This window comes from Nitrosomonas oligotropha, assembly GCF_009833085.1.
GTDB lineage: Bacteria > Pseudomonadota > Gammaproteobacteria > Burkholderiales > Nitrosomonadaceae > Nitrosomonas > Nitrosomonas oligotropha.
On sequence record NZ_QRBZ01000026.1, the window covers coordinates 94869 to 119015 of the forward strand.

A 24147-nucleotide genomic window follows, 5' to 3' on the forward strand; every position below is an offset into this window, starting at 1 on the left:
AATTCATTTGCAAATAAAGACCTTAATCACCCTCACAGCAACCCTCCGGTAAGGAAAATTATACAAACCACGGCAGCGATGTTGTGTCATAGTTTATGTCGTTAGAATAGAGCCATTTTTTAAATAAATCCTGGCGCGCCTTCAGGTGCGCTTTACCGGTTGTTTTGTTTTGCTAAAATCGGACTGATGTCCATTGACTGAATCATAAACCGCGCACGCTGCTTGAGATCAACTCACTCACATGAATACACCCGATCCGCTTGATAACATCCGTATTGTGCTAAGCCATACGAGCCACCCCGGTAATATCGGCGCGGCCGCACGCGCCATGAAAACAATGGGGCTGCAATCCTTGTATCTGATCAACCCGAAATGCTTCCCCGATGCAGAAGCTGACGCTCGGGCAGCCAATGCCATCGATATACTGCAACAAGCTAAGGTTTGCGCTGAACTTGACGAGGCACTGGACAATACCGTGCTAACCGCCGCAATTACCGCGCGGCCACGCGAGCTATCGCACACCATTTTCGATGCGCGGCAGGGTGCTATGGAATTAGTGCGGCAAGTACGACAACAACCGGTGGCGTTGCTATTTGGCCGTGAGAATTCCGGCCTGACCACTGCGGAAGTGAATAAATGCCAGATCATTATTCATATCCCGGCAAACCCGCGATACCCGTCGCTCAATCTGGCAAGTGCCGTGCAAGTGATGGCTTATGAATTGCGCATGGCACTCACCGAGAGTCCAACACCTCCGGCCGCAAGTGGAGTGCCGGCAAACTTCAATGAACAGGAATTATTGTATACGCACCTTGAACAACTGATGATCGCCAGCGGTTTTCTCGATCCGCAAAAACCCAAGCTGCTGATGCAACGCATTCGCCGCTTGTTTGCCCGCGCGCATTTGGAAAAAGAAGAAGTGCAGATTCTACGCGGTATTCTGACAGCTCTGGGCAAGCGCTGGTAACACTGCGTGGTCCGATTATCCGCTAATTTTCCTTGATCAGCGTACCGATCCCTTGATCGGTCAAAATCTCCAGCAGCAATGCGTGCTCTACGCGTCCATCAATGATGTGGCAGGATTTAACCCCTTGCTTGACAGCATCGAGTGCCGAACCGATCTTGGGCAACATACCGCCGGAAATCGTGCCATCGGCAAATAACTCATCCACCCTTTGCGCAGTCAGACCAGTCAGCAAGTTACCGTCTTTATCCAAAACGCCCGGAATATTAGATAACAAAATCAGTTTTTCCGCCTTGAGGATTTCGGCCAGTTTACCAGCCACCAGATCCGCATTGATATTATAGGACTCGCCCTCAGCACCCACACCGATTGGCGCAATAACAGGAATAAAATCCTGAGTATCGAGCAATGCGATCAGCGCAGGATCAATCGACTCAATCTCACCGACTTGACCGATATTAATCCATTTTCCGGCGGTTTCCCGATCCGCCATGAGCATTTTCTTGGCGCGAATAAATGCACCATCTTTACCCGTTAGGCCGACCGCTTTACCGCCATGACGATTGATCAGATTCACGATATCTTTATTCACCGATCCACCCAGTACCATTTCAACCACACTCATGGTCTCGGCGTCGGTTACGCGCATGCCCTGAATGAATTCGCCTTGTTTGCCGACACGTTTAAGCATTTCATCGATCTGTGGACCGCCACCGTGCACAACCACCGGATTCATGCCGACCAGTTTCAGCAGTACAACATCGCGCGCAAAACCATGCTTCAGATTTTCTTCAACCATGGCATTACCGCCATATTTAATGACGATGGTCTTGCCATGAAAACGTTGAATGTACGGTAACGCTTCAGCCAGAATCTTGGCCTTGTCTTTTGCAACGATAGGGGAAGTCAGCATATTTTTCTCAATCTCTTTTCAAACAAATCCAAAAACAGGGCACGAATGGCACAAAAATTTTTCATTCGCGCGCAACTTGCAAAAATTTTTCATCACCTATTAATTTGAACAAACTCAATTCCCTCCATTGCCGCCCCTCCGCATCTTTATATTGCGCTGTAATGTAGCTGGGTAATTTTTTCTTTGCCAGTTTTGCCGGTGTGAATTCGGACAAATCCCTGATCCCCAGCATGCTGTTGACAATGAAACCGCCATATAGCTTATTTTCAGGGGTGACCAGCAGAATACGTGACTTTAAATTGAACGGCACCGGATCGCCGCCCAGATAAACACCAAGATCCGTAATACCGTAAAGATTTCCGCGCACATTGGCTAACCCAAGAAACCACGGTTGCGTCAGCGGGACATGCGCCAACTTGGGTATCGCTATCACTTCACTGACTTCCGTCATCGGTATCAGATAACGATCCTCGCCCACCGCAACGCCCAGCACTGCTGATGAGGCTTCACTGCTATCTATGTCTGGCATTTGTGCGATCAGTGATTGTAGAGATTTTTTTGTGTCCATCATCTGCGTAAAATTACAACTTTTGTAGCTTCACCACGAGGCAATTGATTGTTCGTTGTCCGGTTATTTTACTGTATTATCGGTCATTAAATTTTGAATTCTACGGAGTGGAAAAATGAAATATTACGATCGCTGCTGGTTATCTCTTTTGATATTCCTGCCCTTGCTGACGGGGTGTGTACCCATGTTTGCCATCGGCACCGCAGCAGGAACAGGAGCATATATCTCTGAAGATCGCAGAACCAGCGGTATGTTCATCGAAGATGAAGGTATCGAACTGAAGAGTGCACGGCGCATTCACCAGCAATTTGGCGATAAAGTGCACATCAATATCACCAGCTATAACCGCATGGTTCTCTTGACCGGCGAAGCCCCCTCAGAGGACATCAAGACGGATATCGGAAAACTTGTGATGGGCGTTGATAACGTGCGCAGGATTTTCAACGAAATTGCGGTGGCCGGACACACTTCATTAGCCTCCCGCAGCAATGACACGCTGCTGACCTCCAAAGTGAAAGCACGCTTTCTTGCGGAACGGAAATTTCAAATCAATCACGTCAAGATTGTGACTGAAAATGAAGTCGTTTATTTGCTCGGCGTAGTGACACGGCAGGAAGCGGATAACGCTGCGCAAATTGCCAGTTCTACTTCAGGTGTTAAGAAGGTCGTAAAAGTATTTGAATATTTGAATTAGGCAATCAGGTCATTAATTAAACATGCTACCGGAAAATCTGCTGGTTGAGTTACATGCGGCATTCCCGCCGGAACGATTTTATACCGACCCAGTGGATTGTTACGCATATGCGTATGACAACAGCCGCAAGATTTTTCCTCCCGATGCCGTGCTGTTTCCGCTCACCACCGCAGAAGTAAAACACATCGTAACCCTCTGCAATCGCTATCGAGTGCCGCTCATTCCACGTGGACGTGGTACCGGAACAGCGGGCGGTAGTTTGCCGGAGTTAGGCGGTATAGCGTTGTCGATGGAACGCATGTTGAATATTATTTCAGTTGATCCCGCTAATCGGGTAATTGTTGTAGAACCCGGCGTATTGAATCAAGCCGTGCAAGATGCAGCAAAGCCGCATGGTTTTTTCTGGCCGCCGGATCCTTCCAGTGCGATGTTCTCGACTGTCGGCGGAAATATCGCAACCGGTGCGGGCGGACCACACGCTGTCAAATATGGCACAACCCGGGAGCATGTTCTAGGTTTGAAAGCCGTCACTGCTGCAGGCGATTTTATTACCACCGGCTGCTATACCACCAAAGGGGTTGTCGGCTATGATCTCACGCGGCTATTGATTGGTTCGGAAGGCACACTGGCTGTAATTACGGAAGCGACGCTTAAACTGACTGCATTACCTGGCGCCGTTGCCGGCATCACAGCGCATTTTCGTGATTTAACGAGCTGTACAGCTGCCATCGTTAAGATTATGGCACAACCGCAACTGCCTAGTGCACTTGAATTCTTGGATTCCGGCTCTCTGAATCTAATACGAGGGCGCTATCCCGACATGCTGCCGCTGAATACAAATGCCATGTTGATGATTGAGGTTGATGGTTTTCACAACGATATCGCCGATGCGATAGCTGCCATTCTATCCGCTTGCCAATCGGACGGCTTGATTCACGCAAGTCGGGTCGAAAATACAGCCACATTATGGCAAGCGCGCAAAGCACTTTCACCCCTGCTGCGTGAAATTGCGCCGAAGAAAATCAATGAAGATGTTGTCGTACCCGTTAATACGTTGCCACAATTTCTGCATGGATTAACGCAATTAAGCATGCACTATCATCTACAGAATGTGAATTTTGGCCATGCTGGTAACGGCAACATCCATGTTAACCTGCTGATTAATCCTGATGATGCAGATGAAGTGGCACGAGCGGAACGTTGCTTGGATGAAATATTCGATTTAGTGATCAAGCTTCGCGGTACACTGTCAGGAGAACATGGCGTAGGCAGTGAGAAAAGAGCTTTTGTGAGCAAAGAAATTGATAGTGTGACTTTAGATTTAATGCGTAACATCAAACAACTGTTTGATCCCAACAACATTCTTAATCCGGGAAAATTATTTCCCGCAGCCGAACAAGTATAAAGTTTCAACTGCAAAACTGCATCTGTGATATTTGATCATTACCAGGCAATTTCAAATATCACAGGCACAGCTTAGCTATACATCTAAAAAAAGAAATAATGATCCACAAGCAGCGCAACAAACAGCAGTGCTAGATAAAGTATCGAGTAGCGGAATGCTTCCCGAGCCAATTGATCGCTATAATTACGATAAATTTCTATGGCGTAGTACATAAAAATGCCATTTAATATCGTTGAACTCACCAAATAGATCATCCCGCTCATTTGAGTCACATAAGGCAGGAAGACGACTACACACAGAATGACGGTATACAGCAATACTTGCAATTTTGTGAATTGGTCGCCATGGGTCACTGGTAACATCGGCATGCCAATTGAGGCATATTCATTCTTTCTGTATAGCGCAAGTGCCCAAAAATGGGGTGGGGTCCATGCAAAAATAATCAGAAAAAGCAATAATGCGTCACTCGCGATCTCTCCAGTCACCGCTGTCCATCCAAGCACCGGAGGCATAGCACCAGATGCGCCGCCAATGACGATATTTTGCGGTGTCAATGGTTTCAGTATGACGGTATAAATGATGGCATAACCTACAAAAGTGCCTAATGTCAGCCACATGGTCAATTCATTGACCCATTCATATAATATGAAAAGCCCTGTCCCGCCAACGATCATCAAGAAGAACAGTGTCTCAGGCACGCTTACTTTACCTTGTGGTAATGGACGGCCTTTTGTCCTAGCCATGACAGCATCCATTTTTTGTTCAACCAAGCAATTCAGTGCGGCCGCAGCCCCTGCAACCAATGCAATACCGATGGTGCCCAATAGCAGAATATCTAAAGGCACGGCACCAGGAACAGCCATAAACATTCCTATAACTGCGGTGAATACGATGAGAGATACAACACGCGGTTTGGTCAACCGGTAAAACTGGTTGATTCGTGATGCTGTCTCATGCAATGCCATACTGATAGCCATCTTATTAACCTCCTTGCAAATCGAATATCTTTAGTTTATTAATACATAGTTTCCCACGAGGAGAAAACTGCCATTTTTAATGTTCTATCTGTGATACGTGTAGCAGTCTTTTTAGATCCTGCCCCATTTTTGTTCCATTAACTTTTTCTGGAAAGCGCATCATTAAATTACCCATCGGATCGATGAGATAAATATGTTTTGTCTGCGTTTCAGCATTTTCTATAAAACTTAAAATCTCACTATCTTTCGCAGTCACAAAAAATGTGCCTTCATGTTCTTTAATGAGCTCGGCATCGGGCGCATTATCGTCATTAATAAGCCATAGCCGTTCAATTCGATGCTTTTGCTTTCCTTGTACAAGCCTAACTTGACGCATGAAATATAATTTTTCCTTGCACGCTTCATCGCAATGACCTGAGTCCACTGTTACTAACACCCATTTGCCATGCAGATCCTTCATGCGCAAAATCGTATTATCCGTGAGATTGGTGCCTTTTCCCGCAACCTTCACGATTGGTAACAAATCACCATAATGTGTACTTTTAGGCTCATATTCGAAGAAATAAAGCGCATATGAAATTATTACCGGAGAGCACATCAGTGCTAACAATAATAAAAACTTACGTCTATTCGTTTTTTGAATTTTTTCGTTTGACATTCAACACTATGAAAATAATTACTGCTGTCGCAGCTAATGAAAACCATTGAACCGCATAACCAATATTTTTAGACGCTCCCGAATCAGGCCTACTCCAATCCCTTATCAATCCGTCTTTTTCTTCACTTTTCTGTAGCAGCATCAGTGGCTGCAATGTTAAGCCAGTGATTTCTTGATAGCGCTGTAAGTCGAAACTATCCCAAACCTGCCCTTCAGTAGCTCTATCCGAAAGTTCGAGTGTTCTGATTTCAGGCGAAGCTGCAATTCCTGTAATTTTTACTTCACCGCTTACTTCCGCTACGGCTGGTAATACTGATCGATCCGATCCTGTGGCAACCCAACCTCTATTTACAACCACATGAAGCGCGCTGTTCAAAATTTTAAGCGGCGTAATAACGTGATAACCTGCTCGACCATGATATGTTTTGTTATCAAGATAAATTGTATGCTCTGGTAAGTACTCTCCACTTACTTCTACATCACGATATTGAAAGTCTTTTAATTTTACCAAGGTACCCGGCAATAAAACGGCGGGTTGTTTTGCGTATTGTTCCAACTGCTCAAATTGCGCACTTTTTTCTTCCGCACGCGATAATTGCCATTTGCCCAATTCAATAAAAATTATTACCGAAACAATGGTGATTACGATTGCCCACAATCTTGGCTCAAAGCGATACCCCAATAGATTCATTTTATTTGAATATTGCTATAAGAATTGTGAATTACTTCTGAGTGAGCTGCCGGAATCCGGAATTTTTTATTGAAAGATGCAATCCAGATTAGTTATTAATCATTTAAACAAAGATTCCAGCCATTTACACACTTTGCTGTTGCGCTTTCACTTAAACTCGAAACTTACAACTTTCCGGTGCAAAGGCTGGAATCTTAACTTACTATGACTGAATAACTTACATCAAATATACAAACACAAACAATCCAAGCCATACCACGTCAACAAAGTGCCAGTACCATGCCACACCTTCAAAACCAAAATGATGTTCTGGCGTAAAGTGACCAGCTACGCTGCGGAAATAAATCACAATCAGCATAATCGTACCGATTGTCACATGGAAGCCATGGAACCCGGTCAACATGAAAAATGTAGAACCGTATGCGCCTGTCGTTAGTTTCAGATTCAGATCATTATATGCATGGATATATTCGTAAGCTTGACATCCAATAAATAATGCACCTAAGAATATCGTCGCCAACAACCATAATTTCAGTCCGTCACGTCTGTTTTCTTTCAGTCTCCAGTGCGCAAATGTCACTGTAACGCCTGATGTTAAAAGCAGCATTGTATTAAATGCTGGCAATCCCCATGCACCCATTGACGTGAATTTCTCATGCACACCAGGCCCTGCTGTCGGCCATGTACCGTCATAAGCTGACCAGAAAGTATTTCCTAACACCGTACTTTCTTCTTGTAACCATGGTATCGAAAGGTTGCGCATGTACCACAACGCACCAAAGAATGCACAGAAAAACATAACTTCAGTAAAAATGAACCAGCTCATCCCCCAACGAAAAGAGCGATCTACCTGCTCTCCATACTTACCACTTTCACTTTCTCTGGCTACTGTTCCGAACCAACCGAACAACATATAAATTAAAATTGCAAAACCTATCGCTAACAAACCGTAGCCTAACTCCATTTTATTCATGGTCAGAGCTGCGCCTGATCCCATGAACAGAATCGCCGTTGATCCAATAATTGGATATGACGATGGAGCTGGGACGTAATAATGTCCTGATTCTTGACTCATTCTTCTCTCCTCCTACTTTTATGTTTTTCTCAAATTCTAACTAACAACCAATCTGACTAAAAGCATCACGCCTATTACAAAAAGTGCACCGCCTATAATTCCGCCGATGATTAATTGAACTGGCTTCAACGTTGCTGCATCTTTTTCAAGATCACTTTTTTTGCGTATTCCCATAAAGGCGAACATTACTGCTTTTGCAACCTGCCAAATTGTTCCGCTGGCTTGTTTATCAGTAACATTGCTCAACTTCTCAATCCCCTATTTTTTGGCTGTATTTCCGCCATCTGGTAATTCAAAAAAAGTGTATGAAATCGTCACAGTATCCACATCGGCCGGCAATCCCGGTTCAATTACAAACTGAACCGGCATTTGCCTTGTCTCATTTGCTTTCAGCACTTGTTTTGTAAAGCAAAAACACTCAAATTTCTTTAAATGCTTTTCCAAAAACCGTGGACTATAGCTAGGTATTGCTTGTCCTGCTATCTCACGATTTGAGCTGTTTGTAATTTCGTACATCACAGTAATCGGTTCTCCTGGATGAATGCGAGCGCTAGACTGAAGAGGTTTGAATTGCCAAGGTAATCCTCTTATATTGGCATCAAACTCAATTGTGACCCAACGCGCTTCATCCACCCAGTTATCCTTAGTTAGAACATCTGGCTGTAACAGATTATTAATTCCAGTTACTTCACAAAACTTTTCATAAAATGGGACTAATGCATAACCGAATACGAACATCACTAATGAAAAAACCATTAGTTTCTTGAACATCAGCACGTTCGCTCTAGAATTGCTATTCATCAATCCCATTGTTTTATGATTACCGTTAAATAAAGCGCTAGCACTGTCATTAATAGAACCATTGCTGTTCTAATTTTTTTGCGCCTCAAATCCGTTTCTTGTGACATACAATTTCCTAACTGCTTGTTTACTTAACAATAGGTGGTGTTTCAAAACTATGATATGGAGCCGGTGAAGGCAAGTGCGTCCATTCCAAAGTCGTTGCACCATCCCATGGCATTTGTGGCGCTTTTTCACCACCACGAATGCAATTAATCACAATGTACAAGAAAAGCAATTGTGTCAATCCAAATCCAAATGCACCGATACTTGAAATCATATTGAAATCGGCAAATTGGATATTGTAATCCGGGATTCTGCGCGGCATTCCGGCTAAACCTAAGAAATGCTGAACGAAAAATGTCAGATTGAAGAAGAACATCGACAACCAGAAATGCCATTTACCCAATGTTTCACTATACATATGACCGGTCCATTTTGGCAGCCAGTAATATACGCCTGCGAACAATGAGAATAATGCGCCTGAAACCAGTACATAATGGAAATGCGCGATTACATAGTAGGTATCTTGCACTTGAATATCAATCGGTACGATTGCGCAAATAACGCCACTGAATCCACCGATCACAAACAAGAAAATAAAACCTATTGCAAATAACATCGGCGTCTCGAAAGACATCGATCCGCGCCACATTGTTGCTGTCCAGTTAAATACTTTCACCCCTGTTGGTACTGCGATCAACATCGTTGCATACATGAAGAACAACTGACCAACAGTTGGCATACCGGCTGTGAACATATGATGCGCCCAAACTACGCACGACAAAATAGCAATCGATGCAGTAGCATAAACCATTGATGAATAGCCAAATAACGGTTTACGTGAGAACGTTGGAATAATTTCAGAAACGATCCCGAACGCTGGCAAAATCATAATGTAAACTTCTGGATGACCAAAAAACCAAAAAATATGCTGAAACATTACCGGGTCACCACCGCCAGCCGCATTGAAGAAGCTTGTGCCGAAATGACGATCAGTCAATAACATGGTTACCACACCTGCTAACACTGGCATTACCAATACCAGCAAATAAGCGGTAATCAACCATGTCCACACAAACATCGGCATCTTCATCAGCGTCATACCAGGCGCGCGCATATTCAAAATGGTCGTTATGATATTGATCGAGCCCATGATTGAGGATGCGCCCAAGATGTGTACCGAGAAAATCATCAGATCAACACCCAAACCACCTTGTGTTGATAGTGGTGGATAAAAAGTCCAACCACCCGCCGCGGCGCCACCTGGCACAAAGAACGAGCTAACAAGCAAAGTTCCCGCTACTGGTAATAACCAAAAACTCCAGTTATTCATGCGAGCAAATGCCATATCTGGCGCGCCAATCATCAGCGGCACTTGCCAGTTCGCAAAACCCACGAAAGCCGGCATGATGGCGCCAAACACCATAATCAAGCCGTGCAGGGTTGTAAATTGATTAAATAATTCAGGCTCTAAGATTTGAATCCCTGGCTGGTATAGCTCTGCTCGAATACCCATAGCCAAAAAACCACCCACAAGAAACATGGTAAAACTGAACCATAGGTACATCGTACCAATATCTTTATGATTGGTCGTTCTAACCCAGCGCATTATCCCACTGGGATGATGATCATCATGTCCGTGACCGTGTGCGTCACCATGTACTGCTGCCATAGTTATCTCCTTTTACTTATTTTCTACATGCATTGATGTTTTAACTGCAGATGCATTCAACTGAGCGGCCACCCATTTTGAATATTCACCTGCTTCCATGACTTCTACCACAATCGGCATAAACCCATGATCTTTACCACACAATTCGGCACACTGACCACGATAAACCCCTGGTTTATCCGCTGTGAACCATGTGTCACGAATAAAACCTGGTACAGCATCTTGCTTACTACCCAATGCCGGCACCCACCACGCATGAATCACATCGTTTGCTGTCAGTATAACGCGCACTTTCTTCCCAACTGGCACAACTACACGGTTATCCACTTCCAGCAGATAGTTCTCGCCTTTGGGTGCTTTATTCTCAACTTGAGCGCGCGGTGTCGAAAGCTTGCTATAGAAACTAATACCCTCACCCTCACCTTGGAGATAATCATAGCCCCACATCCATTGATAGCCAGTTGCTTTAATGGTCATATCAGGACTCGATGTATCCTTCATTGCAATTACTGTTTTTGTTGCAGGATAAGCCATCGCAATCAAAATGATACAAGGTATGATGGTCCAAATAAACTCAACGGCTGTACTGTGATGAAAATTCGCCGCCTTATAGCCCAAAGACTTTCTATGTTTAAGTATTGAATAGAACATGACTCCAAACACAGCTACAAATATAGCCAGACAGATCCACATAAGCAAAATGTGCTGATCGTAGATATCTCTTGCTATGACACTCTGCGGTTCTGGAAAATTGTATTTAGATCCCACCGCCATGCTTGAGTACAAAGCAAGAGCGGATATCCCCGACAGCGTTACTACTGATTTACTTCTCATATTTCCCCCCCACATGATTACTAATTTTACAGATTCAGGTACAACCAAGAACGCTACCTACCTGTACGTTTTTTTGTTCAGCCAGCTAACGGAAGTCATACGCCAGAATCTTACTTTGTTAAAACCACACCATGATTGACGCCAATTACATTTTCTTGGCCGAATTTCCTAATTATCCGCAACTTAGATTTTCTTAGTTATAGATATCTTCTACATGCTAATTAATCGAATGGAAATTCTAGCACGCCACCGCTGCTCAAACAAGGAAAAATCATGATTTTTATAGCAATATTCCCATGCTTATAAAATGGTATTGCCCTGAGAACGCTACTTAAAAGCATTGCGAAAAGCAGAAAATTTCATCTTAATTATTGATACAAATGCTACGTTAAAATACATCACCACCGCATTCCAATCTGAAATTTTCTTTAATTGAAACTCTATCCACTTGCGACAAAATTAAAGTTACACCAACATTGCCAAAAATGTGACAAATATAGCTATCGCTATTACAGGAATGACAAACCCCATCCAATCGGATGATGTTCCCTGCGGATTGTTTTTTATCATTTCCCGAGCTGCCGGAAAAAAAAAGATAATGAACGCGATTAATGCCAAGGCAGAAATAATTTCCATCCAATCCATAATTGCTCCTGATTTAATGCACACTCATTCCAAAACAAAGCCCCGGCTAAACCGGGGCTTCAAATGCCTCAAACAACAACACTTAGGAATTAATCATCGTTGCTCATAATTCCCAATATTTGCAGCAGACTGATGAAAATATTAAAAATTGTCATGTACAGCCCAATTGTAGCCAGCACATAATTGGTTTCGCCGCCATGAATAATGCGGCTAGTATCGTACAGAATAAAACCACTCATTATCATAATGACAACTGCGGAAATCATTAATGACATGGCCGGTATCTGCAGAAAAATATTAGCCAGCGCTGCCAGCAATACTAGCAAGAAGCCTACCATCAGGAATCCGCCCAAAAAGCTGAAATCTTTTTTTGTAGCCAATGCATACGCGGACAAGCCCATAAATATCACTCCCGTGCCACCTAGCGACAATGTAATGATATTTCCACCGTTAGGTAAAGATGCGTACATGCTCAGTACCGGTCCCAGCCCAAATCCCAGCATGCCGGTAATCAAAAAAACGATCCCGATACCCGCCGGTGAATTGGCGAAACGCGGCAACACAAACATGGCGATCACCATACCGCCGATAACAGAAATTAAATAGGTCATCGGTGGCGTATTCATCAACATTGAAAGCGCGGCGGTGAATCCGCTGAACAGCAATGTCATGGATAAAAGCAAATAGGTATTACGCAGCACTTTATTTGTTGCAATCGCAGATGTAGATCTTTGCGCAACTGTCGAGTAATTTTGATTCATTTAAATAATCTCCCCTGTGAAATTAATACCAAACTATCCTCTAACGACCGCTATGACTACTATATCCAGAATATAGTTCAAACTATCATAGCATGGATTATGTCAATATTTTAATTACATTATTTTTACTTGGCTTTTGCCAAAGTAAAGTTATAAACAAGAAAAAATCCACCGCGCTCGATCAAAGTAATATTCAAACTGACAAGGCCTGCATCAAATTTGGCTATGCCGGAATAATTGATCCGCTTCTCACCCATCAGCGAGAATGCACTCACCGTTCGGGAAAAATTAAGCTCCTGAATGGATTGAAATCGGCCAAAACCGCGATACAGTTTCAACAGCTCATCCAATTGCTCATCATTAATTGTTTGCTTGGCTTCCGGCGCCAAGTGAAGCAGCAATTTCTGTTTTTCCCAGCTGGAAATTTCAGTGAGGATCCGGACAATGGCCGGTTCTGCAGCTTTAGTATAGTAGCTTTTCTCGCGATCGGTATAAAAATACAACATAACAACCAATGTCAGCAAAAGAGCGACGATAATGCGCAATGTATGGATTTGCATAAATTTTGAGATACTAAAACAAATAACTATAAATTATCTTCTTCCCAGAGATCATTGCTGAATCCATTTCCCGGCAAAGCAATACCAAAATGCTGATACGTTGCTGCCGTTGCCATGCGGCCTCTCGGTGTCCGTTTCAGGAACCCCTGCTGGATCAAATAGGGCTCCAATACATCTTCAATTGTATCCCGCTCTTCGCTGATCGCCGCGGCGAGATTATCAACACCTACCGGCCCGCCGCTAAATTTCTCCAGCACCGCCAACAATAATTTTCGATCCATGATATCCAGGCCGATTGCATCTACATCCAGCATACTTAAGGCCGCATCCGCCACTGCACGTGTAACATGCCCATCGGCTTTGACTTCCGCATAATCACGCACCCGACGCAACAATCGATTCACTATCCGTGGCGTGCCACGGGCGCGGCGCGCAATTTCAAACGCACCATCCGGGGATATTCTCACATTCAATAATCCTGCGGAACGGCTCACAATTTTGCTCAGCTCTTCCGGTGTATAAAATTCCAGCCGGGAAACGATGCCAAAGCGATCGCGTAATGGATTAGTCAGCATACCGGCACGTGTCGTTGCACCCACCAGGGTGAACGGCGGCAAATCCAACTTAACCGACCGTGCCGCCGGTCCCTCGCCAATCATGATATCCAACTGATAATCTTCCAGCGCCGGATACAGGATTTCTTCCACCATAGGGGATAAGCGGTGAATTTCATCGATAAACAATACATCATTGGGTTCCAGGTTGGTCAGTAAAGCGGCCAGATCACCCGGCCGCTCCAGAACCGGACCGGAAGTTTGCCGCAGATTAACCCCCATCTCCCTAGCGATAATGTGTGCGAGCGTAGTTTTACCTAAACCTGGAGGACCGAATAACAGCACATGATCAAGGGCTTCGCGCCGTTTCCTGGCGGCCTCAATAAAAATCTGCAACTGCCCACGTATTTTTTCCTGGCCAACATATTCCTCCAGTTGTTTCGGGCGTAACGCGCGCTCCAGAATTTCTTCCTGCGATGATGAAGTAATTGCGGTAACCAGTCGATCCGTTTCGATCATTCACTACTCCTCATTCAGTCGGCTACCTTTCCTTCGATAATAACTGCAATGCTTGGCGTATGCCTTCCGATACCGTTGCGGTCGAAGAGATCTGCTTGATCGCCCAACCCGCCTCGCGATCATTATAACCCAGCGATAACAGTGCATTGAGTATGTCACTATCATGTATAGGTACAGAGTGGGTTTGGTCCAGACTGATCGCGGCGGAGTCGAGTTTATCGCGCAACTCCAGCAATAAACGTTCAGCCGTTTTTTTGCCGATACCGGGCACTTTGATTAGCCTTGCACTATCCTGAGCCACGACCGCACGATGCAAATCCGACACACTCAGCCCCGATAAAATTGCTAATGCGGTTCTTGCACCTACGCCTGAAATTTTTATCAGCTGACGGAAAGTTTGCCGCTCCGGTTCTGTTGCAAAACCAAATAACAGATGCAAATCTTCCCGTATCACCAAATGTGTATGCAAGGTTATTTGCGCGCCAAGCGCCGGAAGCTCATAAAAAGTACTCATCGGCACGTCGATCTCGTACCCGACCCCTTGCACATCCAGCAAAACCTGTGGCGGATGTTTTTCCAGCAATACACCGGTTAATCGCCCGATCACACCAAACGCCCCCGTTTCATACGGTAACCGGTTGTCGCAATTTTCCCCAAACCAAGCCCCCCATGCGCATGACAAATCGCGCAGGCCAAGGCATCCGCGGCATCGGTACTGGGGTTACCGGTCAATCTAAGCAAACGCACCACCATTTCCTGTACTTGGTTTTTTTTTGCATGCCCATTACCGACCACGGCTTGTTTTATTTGCAGCGCGGTATATTCTGACACCGTTAAATTATTCATGACAGCGGCGCAAATCGCCGCGCCTCGGGCCTGACCAAGTAATAAGGTAGTTTTAGGATTGATATTGACGAAGACTTGTTCGATGGCGACATGCTCGGGTTGATACTGTGCAATGACTTCACTCAAGTTATTCAGAATCAATTTCAGACGGATGGGCAATTCGCCCGCGAGGGTTTTGACACTGCCGCTGCTGACGTAGATTAGATTACTTCCGCTTTTATCGATCACGCCAAAACCAGTAATGCGTAAACCCGGATCTATCCCCAAAATACGGATTTTATCACCTGCAGATCGGCGGAATTTTTATTCATCAAGTACGGCCGTCGTGTATACATTTTGCACATCATCAAGATTTTCCAAGGCATCCAGCAGTTTCTGCATTTTTACCGCATCATCGCCCGTTAAAACAGCTTCATTACCGGGCTTCATAGTGACTTCCGCCAGCTCAGCTTTAAATCCGACTTTCTCCAGCGCTGCCTTTACATTGATAAATTCGTACGGCGCTGTAATCACTTCGATACTGCCGTCGTCATTACTGATCACATCTTCCGCACCGGCCTCCACCGCGGCCTCGATCAGTTTATCTTCATCGGTTTCCGGAGCGAAAATCAACTGTCCGCAATGCTTGAATAAGAAACTGACGGATCCATCCGTACCCAGATTTCCGCCATATTTAGTAAATGCATGCCGCACATCGGCCACCGTGCGGACGCGATTATCCGTCATACAGTCCACCATGACGGCGGCACCTGCGATTCCATAGCCCTCGTAACGGATTTCTTCGTAATCGACACCATCAAGCGCGCCGCTGCCGCGCTTGATCGCACGCTCGACATTATCCTTGGGCATATTTTGATCGTATGCTTTATCCACCGCCAGCCGCAGGCGCGGATTACTGTCCGGATCGCCGCCACCCATGCGGGCAGCCACGGTTATCTCCTTGATTAACCGTGTAAACACTTTACCGCGCTTGGCATCCTGCGCAGCTTTTTTATGCTTAATGTTAGCCCACTTACTATGACCCGCCATTTTTTATTTATACCTTTTGTTTAAGTATTTTTATATTACCACTCTGCAACCCATGGATAAAGCATCAAACTTCATGAACCATGAAAGAAAAAAGCGCTGTTCAGACACTCTTATTGAATCCAATCCGGTGCACGCAATAGCAATTTTTATTCGACCGTCACTGCTTTTGCCAGATTTCGCGGCTTATCGACATCCGTGCCTTTCACCAAAGCTACATGATACGCCAGCAACTGTAGCGGTATTGTATGCAGAATCGGACTCAGCAAACCGGCATGTTCCGACAGACGTATGACATGTTCGTTTTCACTCTGCGCAATCTGCGAATCCGCATCTGCGAATACATATAATTCGCCCCCTCTGGCATGTACTTCCTGCAAATTCGATTTGAGTTTCCCTAACAATTGATCGTTGGGCGCTATCGCAACAACCGGCATTTCATCATCCACCAATGCCAGCGGCCCATGTTTCAGTTCTCCGGCCGCATAGGCTTCCGCATGGATATACGAAATTTCCTTTAGTTTAAGCGCGCCTTCCATGGCGATAGGGTAATGAACACCGCGCCCGAGAAATAATGCGTGACGTTTTTGCGCAAAACTTTTTGCCCAGATCTGTACTTGCGGCTCAACTTGCAGCGCATGTTGCAAAGCCATCGGCAAATGGCGCAGCGTCATAATCATCTCTTGTTCGTCTTGCGCGGATAATTTATGACGCATTTTTGCCAACGTTACAGTCAGCAGCAGCAGTGAAGCTAGTTGTGTAGTAAATGCTTTGGTCGATGCGACACCGATCTCGGGCCCGGCACGTGTGAGAAAGCGCAAGTCGGTTTGGCGTATCAACGCGCTCTCCGGCACATTACAAATCGCCAGACTATATTGATGACCGAGTTTCTTTGCGTAGTTGAGCGCCGCCAAGGTATCTGCGGTCTCTCCCGATTGCGAAATACCGACCACTAACGTATGAGGATCCGCAATCGGGTCGCGATAGCGGTATTCGCTGGCTATTTCAACGTTGCACGGAAGACCGGCAACGGTTTCCAGCCAGTAACGCGCTACCAGCCCAGCATGATAACTGGTCCCGCACGCCAGAATAAGAATGCTCTTGGTTTGGGAGAATACTTTCTCGGCCTCACTACCAAATAAATTGGGTGAAATGGATTGCGCATTGAAGACCATTTCCAACGTATTTGCCACTGCACTCGGTTGCTCGAAAATTTCTTTCTGCATGTAATGGGTATAAGGCCCAAGCTCGATCGCTTCGCTGGAAAGATTACTCTCGTGGACTGTCCGTTTGACTTCCCTGACCGAGTTGCCATGCAAACAATTTACAATCCGGTATCCGTCGCGAGTCAGCTCGGCTACGTCACCTTCTTCCAGATAAATCATATTCCGGGTCGCTTTTAACAACGCGGAGGCATCGGAAGCAGCATAGTTACCGTTTTCACCCAATCCCAACAGCAATGGAGCGCCATTACGCGCCACCACGATTCTTTCCGGCCGGGCTTCTTCCATTACTGCAATGGCATATGCGCCTTGCAGTTCCTCGATAGAAGCGCAGACTGCTGTTAACAAATCGTCGGTGTGCTTGAGATTAAACGCAATGAGATGCGCGATGACTTCGGTATCGGTGTCGGAAACAAATTCATATCCTTCCGCTTGCAGGCGCTTACGCATAACTTCGTGATTCTCAATGATGCCATTATGCACTACGGCTATCCGCACCGGTGAATCGGGCATGCCGGAAAAATGCGGGTGGGCATTGCGCTCGGAAGGTGCGCCATGCGTTGCCCAACGGGTATGGGCAATGCCGGCAAAGCCATGAGTATTTTTTTCGTGTGCGAGTTTCTGCAACTCGGTTACACGGCCTGTTGTTCGTAGTCTTTGCAGACCGTTGCAAGTGACGACGAGTCCGGCGGAATCATATCCGCGGTACTCCAGATGTAATAATCCATCCAGCAATACCGGAACAACATTGTTATTAGCCACTGCACCAACTATTCCACACATAGCGCATTCTCCTCACAACTCTAGCTAAAAGAACGATACTGCATAGACTTACTATGCTTTTGATTTTTGCGGGCGCTTCCATCCGGTGATGCTGACTTGCTTCGATCTGGACAAGGTAAGCTGATTCTCCGGGGTTTCTTTCGTGATAGTAGATCCAGCGCCAATAGTCGACCCTTTTGAAATTTTCACGGGCGCAATCAGCTGTGTATCGGATCCGATGAACACATCATCTTCAATGACAGTTCGATATTTGTTTGCGCCATCATAATTACAAGTAATTGTTCCAGCGCCAATATTGACATTCTCCCCTACGGTGGAATCACCAATGTAGCTTAAGTGATTCGCTTTGCTTCCTGCAGCAATCTGACTATTTTTAACCTCGACAAAATTTCCGATATGAACTTTCCGAGCCAGCCGTGTCCCTGGCCGGATGCGCGCATAAGGACCGATCTTACCATCTTCTCCGATTTCGGCATCTTCAATCAGGCAGAAGGGATGAATAATACTCCCTGACGCAACTGTTACATTTCTTAAAATGCAATGCGCGCCTATGCGGACGGAATCGCCCAGCGTCACGGTTCCTTCAAAGATACAATTAACATCGATTTCAACATCAGTACCGCAGCTCAGTTCACCTCGTATGTCTATGCGATTGGGATCGAGCAAGCTGACCCCTTCTTCCAATAGCTTTTCAGCACGGTTCTTTTGGTGAACACGCTCAAGCTCAGCCAGCTGATGCTTGTTATTAACACCCATGACTTCCCAGAAATTATCCGCCTGTGACGATGCGACATATACATCATCTTTTACCGCCATCGCGATGATGTCGGTCAAGTAATATTCACGTTGTGTGTTTTTGTTTTCAAGCTTTGGCAGCCAGTGATGCAAATGCTGATTGGGTATGAGCATTATTCCGGTATTAATCTCACGGATACTCTGTTGTTCTGCTGTGGCATCTTTTTGCTCAACGATTGCAATAACTTCTCCGCTTTCCCGGTCGCGCAAAATCCTGCCGTAGCCAAAAGGATCGTCGATTATTGCAGTTAATAGCGCACAGTTATTTTCTCCTGCTGCTGCGATTAACTGTTGCAAGGTTTGAATCCGGACCAATGGCACATCACCATACAAAACCAACGTGAATCCGTCGGTATTCAATTGCGGTAAGACTTGCATGAGCGCATGCCCGGTGCCCAATTGCTGCGCCTGCAACACCCAAGTCAAATCATCGCCGTTGATCGACTGTTTTACTTGGTCGCCGCCATGACCGATAACAACACAGATTTTTTCTGGCGAGAGCATGCGCGCTGTGTCAACGACATGCATTAACAGTGGACGCCCCGCCAAAGTATGCAACACCTTGGGAAGAGCTGATTGCATCCGCTTTCCAGCACCGGCTGCCAGTATCACTACATTAAGCTTGGACACGATAATCTACTTTCAGAATGAAGTTCTTAAGGGATTTTAACTAAATGCATCATGGTTGAACAACAAATGCAGTCAAATCTCTACGCCGATTTGATGTGATCCAGCGCATTATTTTTTGCCGTTTACAGCTAGCCATTGTAACCAGATCGATGCTTGATGAGTAGATACAAAAAAGGCGACTTATGTCGCCTTTTTCATCATTAGAACTTATGAATCACAATCAATGACCGCGTTTTCTTAACTTATCAATCGCCGCTAATTGCGCCATGGCTTCTATCAACTCGGCTTGCGCTTTTGCGTAATCCAATTCGGATTCTCGATTTTTCATTGCTTCCTCAGCAGCCCGCTTTGCTTCGAGCGCTTTAGCTTCATCAAGATCGTGACTACGCACTGCGGTATCCGCTAATATTGTCACCACATCAGGCTGGACTTCCAGCATTCCACCCGATACATAGATCAATTCTTCTTCTTTTAGTTGCGCCTTGATTCGCACCATTCCGGATTTTATTCTTGTCAGCATCGGTGTGTGGCGCGGATAAATACCTACTTCCCCCATTTGCGCCGGTGCCACCAGAAATTCAACGGGACCGGAATAAATAGATTCTTCAGCACTAACGATATCAAGATGAAATATGGTACCCATCTCTATTTCCTCTTGGTTTATTGAAGTGTTTTCGCTTTCTCAACAGCTTCTTCGATACTGCCGACCATATAGAATGCTTGTTCAGGTAGATCATCATATTCACCTTCAACAATTCCCTTAAAGCCTTTAATCGTATCTTTAAGAGAAACATATTTTCCTGGTGAACCGGTAAATACCTCAGCTACGTTAAACGGTTGAGATAAGAACCGTTGAATCTTACGCGCACGGCTAACTGCGAGCTTATCTTCAGGTGATAGCTCATCCATTCCCAGAATCGCGATAATGTCTCGTAACTCTTTATAACGTTGTAATGTTTGCTGAACAGCACGAGCTGTATTGTAGTGATCTTCACCAACAACTTGCGGATCTAGCTGACGCGATGTAGAGTCGAGAGGATCTACAGCCGGATAAATTCCCAATGAAGCGATATCACGCGACAACACAACGGTTGCATCCAAGTGTCCAAATGTTGTTGCTGGAGACGGGTCGGTCAAGTCATCCGCCGGTACATAAACCGCTTGAATAGATGTAATTGAACCTGTTTTAGTCGATGTAATACGCTCTTGCAATCGTCCCATTTCTTCCGCCAGTGTCGGTTGATAACCCACTGCGGATGGCATACGGCCTAACAATGCTGAAACCTCGGTTCCGGCCAATGTATAACGGTAGATATTATCAACGAAGAACAGCACATCCTTGCCCTCGTCACGGAATGATTCTGCCATTGTCAGTCCGGTTAGAGCAACGCGAAGACGGTTACCGGGTGGTTCATTCATCTGACCATAAACCAGCGCCACTTTATCCAGAACTTTCGACTCTTTCATCTCGTGATAAAAGTCATTACCTTCGCGCGTACGCTCTCCAACACCTGCAAATACGGAATATCCGCTGTGCTCGATCGCAATATTGCGAATCAATTCCATCATATTAACGGTTTTACCGACACCTGCACCACCAAATAATCCCACTTTTCCGCCTTTAGCAAAGGGGCAAATCAGGTCAATCACTTTAATGCCAGTTTCCAGCAATTCCGTTGATGCCGATAATTCATCAAACGCCGGTGCTTCACGATGTATCGACATTTGTTGATCAGCACCGATATCACCCATTTCATCTATCGGACGGCCCAAAACATCCATAATCCTACCCAGTGTTTTGGTTCCGACCGGTACGGTAATCTGTTTACCGGTATTTTTCACTATCATGCCACGGCGCAATCCGTCAGAAGATCCCAATGCAATGGTGCGCACTACGCCATCACCAAGCTGTTGCTGAACTTCCAGCGTAAGCTCGGAACCTTCCATAATTAATGCATCATATACTTTTGGCAGAGAGTCGCGCGAAAACTCCACATCAATCACTGCACCAATACACTGAACAATTTTTCCTTGGCTCATCGTTGTTCCCTAGACTCTATATTCAAAAATGTTTTAAACAGCTGCAGCGCCACCGACAATTTCGGATAGCTCTTTCGTAATTGCCGCCTGTCGAGACTTGTTATAAATTAATGTCAATTCATCAATGACACTGCCCGCGTTGTCCGATGCAGCCTTCATCGCTACCATCCTGGCAGATTGCTCCGAAGCCATGTTTTCTGCTACTGCTTGATATATCAATGCTTCAACATAACGCACCATAATATCGTCTATGACAGGCTTTGCTTCCGGCTCGTAAATATAATCCCACGTCGCTTTAGATTTACCACTATCCTGTTCGCCACTTTGCATACGATCATCTGTCAACGGAAGCAATTGCTCCATAACAGGTTCTTGCTTCATAGTATTGATAAAGCGATTATAGAAAATGTACACTCGATCAAATTGATCTTGCGTATAGCCATCAAGAACCACTTTTACTGCACCGATGAGTCTTGATATATCAGGAGTATCACCCAGACCTACTACTTGCGAAGTGATACTTGCGCCAATTCTGCCCATGAATCCTAAGCCTTTGTTACCGATACAGCAGACTTCGATTTGCTCTCCTTCTGCTTGCCAGGTCTTCATCTGATTCAGAGCTTTACGTAAGACGTTGGTATTTAACCCGCCGCAAAGGCCTTTATCCGAAGTCACGATAATGATACCAATTCGTTTAACGGTATCACGCGCAATCAAAAAAGGATGCCGATATTCGGTATTTGCCCGACTCATATGAGCAGCTACATTACGTATCTTCTCACCATAAGGACGGGCTTTTTTCATGCGATCCTGAGCTTTACGCATTTTCGATGCCGCGACCATTTCCATAGCGCGCGTAATCTTCTGCGTATTTTTTACACTCTTGATCTTATTGCGGATTTCTCTACTGCCAGCCATTTGCTTAATAGGTTCCGTTTTGCTTGAATTCTTGAATCGCAGCGGTCAATTCTTTTTCTGTTTCAGCATTGAGTTCCTTACTCTTCTCAATTTTGTCAAGAATTGCAGCATGTTGACCACGTATATAGTTTTTTAGCGCAGACTCAAATGCAAGCGCTCTGTTCACTTCCACATCATCAAAATAACCATTATTGATTGCGAATAGTGTAAGCGCCATCTCTGACACGCTAAGAGTTGCATACTGAGGTTGCTTCATCAATTCAGTAGCCATCTTGCCGCGTTCAAGCTGTTTGCGGGTCGCTTCATCCAGATCCGATGCAAATTGTGCGAAAGCAGCCAATTCACGATATTGCGCTAATGCCAGCCGTATACCGCCGCCCAATTTCTTGATGACCTTCGTTTGAGCTGCACCGCCCACACGAGAAACTGATACCCCTGCATTAATAGCAGGACGTATACCTGCATTGAATAAGTCTGTTTCAAGAAATATCTGCCCGTCGGTAATCGAAATTACGTTCGTTGGTACAAAAGCTGTCACGTCACCGGCTTGCGTTTCAATAATCGGCAATGCAGTCAAAGAACCCGTTTTACCTTTTACCGCACCATTTGTTGCTTTTTCAACATAAGCGGCACTTACTCTTGCGGCTCTTTCCAGCAAACGTGAATGGAGATAAAAAACATCACCCGGGTAAGCTTCGCGACCTGGTGGCCGACGCAGCAGTAAAGATATTTGACGATAAGCCCAAGCTTGCTTAGTTAAATCATCGTATACGATCAACGCATCCTGACCTTTATCACGGAAATATTCCCCCATGGTACATCCAGAGTATGGCGCAATAAATTGCATTGCCGCTGACTCGGAGGCTGTTGCAGCCACTACGATGGTATATTCCATAGCGCCATGCTCTTCCAGCTTGCGTACTACGTTGGCAATCGAAGAGGCTTTTTGCCCGATTGCCACATAAATACACAGCATATTCTGGCCTTTTTGATTGAGAATCGCATCAATCGCTACAGCAGTTTTACCTGTCTGACGATCGCCGATAATCAACTCACGTTGTCCACGCCCAACAGGAACCATCGAATCAACAGACTTCAATCCGGTTTGCACAGGTTGATCTACAGATTGACGCCAGATTACACCCGGAGCAATTTTTTCGATCGGCTCAGATCTCACTGCTGTAATCGGACCCTTACCATCAATCGGTTGTCCCAGTGCATTCACCACGCGACCCAGCAAGCCCTCGCCTACGGGAACCTCTAAAATACGGCCAGTACACTTGACTGTATCACCTTCGCATATGTGCTCATACGAGCCCATAATAACAGCGCCCACGGAATCACGCTCCAGATTCAACGCCAAACCGAAAGTGTTGCCTGGAAATTCCAACATTTCACCTTGCATCACGTCGGATAAACCGTGTATACGAACAATACCGTCTGTTACAGAAACAATCGTTCCTTGTGTACGAACTTCTGCCGTATCAACAAGTCCTTCTATCCTTTTTTTAATCAGCTCACTGATTTCGGATGGGTTTAACTGCATTTCATTT

26 protein-coding genes are annotated in these 24147 nt (G+C 45.3%); 3 read left to right on the top strand and 23 right to left on the bottom strand.

The window, feature by feature from the left end; all coding sequences use genetic code 11:
* Positions 1–241 precede the first annotated feature (241 nt).
* Positions 242–967: an RNA methyltransferase gene (locus tag ABD07_RS08860; protein WP_160817983.1), complete on the top strand. Its 726-nt coding sequence runs from the start codon at positions 242–244 to the stop codon at positions 965–967.
* Positions 968–989: 22 nt separating this feature from the next.
* On the opposite strand, the gene argB is transcribed toward ABD07_RS08860, so the two are convergent.
* Both argB and ABD07_RS08870 read right to left on the bottom strand, forming a co-directional pair.
* A complete protein-coding gene (gene argB / locus ABD07_RS08865) occupies positions 990–1877 on the bottom strand; it encodes an acetylglutamate kinase (RefSeq protein WP_160817984.1) in 888 nt (295 codons plus the stop codon).
* Between the two features lie 61 nt (positions 1878–1938).
* Entirely contained in the window at positions 1939–2406 is a 468-nt protein-coding gene (locus ABD07_RS08870) for a chemotaxis protein CheW (RefSeq protein WP_240142491.1), read from the bottom strand.
* Positions 2407–2560: 154 nt separating this feature from the next.
* Here ABD07_RS08870 and ABD07_RS08875 point away from each other — a divergent pair, with 154 nt between their 5' ends.
* Positions 2561–3139 carry a BON domain-containing protein gene (locus ABD07_RS08875; protein WP_160817986.1) on the top strand — a complete coding sequence of 193 codons (579 nt, stop codon included), beginning with the start codon at positions 2561–2563 and terminating at the stop codon, positions 3137–3139.
* 22 nt (positions 3140–3161) lie between these two features.
* Complete coding sequence (locus ABD07_RS08880; protein ID WP_160817987.1) at positions 3162–4544, top strand: FAD-binding oxidoreductase; 1383 nt, start codon at positions 3162–3164, stop codon at positions 4542–4544.
* A gap of 83 nt (positions 4545–4627) precedes the next feature.
* Here ABD07_RS08880 and cyoE read toward each other — a convergent pair whose 3' ends face one another.
* The 21 genes from cyoE to atpA form a co-directional block, all read right to left on the bottom strand.
* Complete coding sequence (gene cyoE, locus ABD07_RS08885) at positions 4628–5521, bottom strand: heme o synthase (RefSeq protein WP_160817988.1); 894 nt, start codon at positions 5519–5521, stop codon at positions 4628–4630.
* 76 nt (positions 5522–5597) lie between these two features.
* The gene (locus ABD07_RS08890) at positions 5598–6179 is read right to left on the bottom strand and encodes an SCO family protein (protein WP_160817989.1); all 582 of its coding nucleotides are present in this window, start codon (positions 6177–6179) and stop codon (positions 5598–5600) included.
* Entirely contained in the window at positions 6148–6870 is a 723-nt protein-coding gene (locus ABD07_RS08895) for an SURF1 family protein (protein WP_160817990.1), read from the bottom strand. The genes ABD07_RS08890 and ABD07_RS08895 overlap by 32 nt, the downstream gene beginning before the upstream one ends.
* A 217-nt stretch (positions 6871–7087) precedes the next feature.
* Positions 7088–7945, bottom strand: a complete 858-nt coding sequence (locus ABD07_RS08900) for a cytochrome c oxidase subunit 3 (protein WP_108697688.1) — start codon at positions 7943–7945, stop codon at positions 7088–7090.
* 36 nt (positions 7946–7981) lie between these two features.
* Complete coding sequence (locus tag ABD07_RS08905; RefSeq protein ID WP_160817991.1) at positions 7982–8191, bottom strand: DUF2970 domain-containing protein; 210 nt, start codon at positions 8189–8191, stop codon at positions 7982–7984.
* 12 nt (positions 8192–8203) lie between these two features.
* Entirely contained in the window at positions 8204–8746 is a 543-nt protein-coding gene (locus tag ABD07_RS08910) for a cytochrome c oxidase assembly protein (protein WP_420813516.1), read from the bottom strand.
* A 127-nt stretch (positions 8747–8873) separates the two neighbouring features.
* Entirely contained in the window at positions 8874–10460 is a 1587-nt protein-coding gene (gene ctaD / locus ABD07_RS08915; protein ID WP_108697686.1) for a cytochrome c oxidase subunit I, read from the bottom strand.
* A gap of 12 nt (positions 10461–10472) precedes the next feature.
* Positions 10473–11294 carry a cytochrome c oxidase subunit II gene (coxB, locus tag ABD07_RS08920; protein ID WP_160817992.1) on the bottom strand — a complete coding sequence of 274 codons (822 nt, stop codon included), beginning with the start codon at positions 11292–11294 and terminating at the stop codon, positions 10473–10475.
* Positions 11295–11759: 465 nt separating this feature from the next.
* The gene (locus ABD07_RS08925; protein WP_160817993.1) at positions 11760–11939 is read right to left on the bottom strand and encodes a hypothetical protein; all 180 of its coding nucleotides are present in this window, start codon (positions 11937–11939) and stop codon (positions 11760–11762) included.
* An 89-nt stretch (positions 11940–12028) separates the two neighbouring features.
* Positions 12029–12700, bottom strand: a complete 672-nt coding sequence (locus ABD07_RS08930; RefSeq protein ID WP_160817994.1) for a Bax inhibitor-1/YccA family protein — start codon at positions 12698–12700, stop codon at positions 12029–12031.
* A gap of 125 nt (positions 12701–12825) precedes the next feature.
* The gene (locus ABD07_RS08935) at positions 12826–13260 is read right to left on the bottom strand and encodes a hypothetical protein (RefSeq protein ID WP_160817995.1); all 435 of its coding nucleotides are present in this window, start codon (positions 13258–13260) and stop codon (positions 12826–12828) included.
* 26 nt (positions 13261–13286) lie between these two features.
* On the bottom strand, positions 13287–14333 hold the full coding sequence (ruvB, locus tag ABD07_RS08940; RefSeq protein WP_160817996.1) for a Holliday junction branch migration DNA helicase RuvB: 1047 nt from the start codon (positions 14331–14333) through the stop codon (positions 13287–13289).
* A gap of 22 nt (positions 14334–14355) precedes the next feature.
* Positions 14356–14940, bottom strand: a complete 585-nt coding sequence (gene ruvA, locus ABD07_RS08945) for a Holliday junction branch migration protein RuvA (protein WP_160817997.1) — start codon at positions 14938–14940, stop codon at positions 14356–14358.
* Complete coding sequence (ruvC, locus tag ABD07_RS08950; protein WP_160818021.1) at positions 14937–15455, bottom strand: crossover junction endodeoxyribonuclease RuvC; 519 nt, start codon at positions 15453–15455, stop codon at positions 14937–14939. The genes ruvA and ruvC overlap by 4 nt, the downstream gene beginning before the upstream one ends.
* A gap of 27 nt (positions 15456–15482) precedes the next feature.
* Positions 15483–16208: a YebC/PmpR family DNA-binding transcriptional regulator gene (locus tag ABD07_RS08955; protein WP_160817998.1), complete on the bottom strand. Its 726-nt coding sequence runs from the start codon at positions 16206–16208 to the stop codon at positions 15483–15485.
* Positions 16209–16354: 146 nt separating this feature from the next.
* The gene (gene glmS, locus ABD07_RS08960; protein WP_160817999.1) at positions 16355–18211 is read right to left on the bottom strand and encodes a glutamine--fructose-6-phosphate transaminase (isomerizing); all 1857 of its coding nucleotides are present in this window, start codon (positions 18209–18211) and stop codon (positions 16355–16357) included.
* A gap of 51 nt (positions 18212–18262) precedes the next feature.
* The gene (gene glmU, locus ABD07_RS08965) at positions 18263–19636 is read right to left on the bottom strand and encodes a bifunctional UDP-N-acetylglucosamine diphosphorylase/glucosamine-1-phosphate N-acetyltransferase GlmU (RefSeq protein WP_160818000.1); all 1374 of its coding nucleotides are present in this window, start codon (positions 19634–19636) and stop codon (positions 18263–18265) included.
* A 220-nt stretch (positions 19637–19856) separates the two neighbouring features.
* Positions 19857–20279 (bottom strand): F0F1 ATP synthase subunit epsilon, encoded by a 423-nt coding sequence (locus ABD07_RS08970; RefSeq protein ID WP_160818001.1) that lies wholly within the window; start codon positions 20277–20279, stop codon positions 19857–19859.
* Between the two features lie 17 nt (positions 20280–20296).
* Positions 20297–21676, bottom strand: a complete 1380-nt coding sequence (gene atpD / locus ABD07_RS08975; RefSeq protein ID WP_160818002.1) for a F0F1 ATP synthase subunit beta — start codon at positions 21674–21676, stop codon at positions 20297–20299.
* A gap of 33 nt (positions 21677–21709) precedes the next feature.
* Positions 21710–22594, bottom strand: a complete 885-nt coding sequence (gene atpG, locus ABD07_RS08980; protein WP_108697673.1) for a F0F1 ATP synthase subunit gamma — start codon at positions 22592–22594, stop codon at positions 21710–21712.
* A gap of 4 nt (positions 22595–22598) precedes the next feature.
* Positions 22599–24140: a F0F1 ATP synthase subunit alpha gene (gene atpA / locus ABD07_RS08985; protein WP_108697672.1), complete on the bottom strand. Its 1542-nt coding sequence runs from the start codon at positions 24138–24140 to the stop codon at positions 22599–22601.
* Positions 24141–24147: the final 7 nt, after the last annotated feature.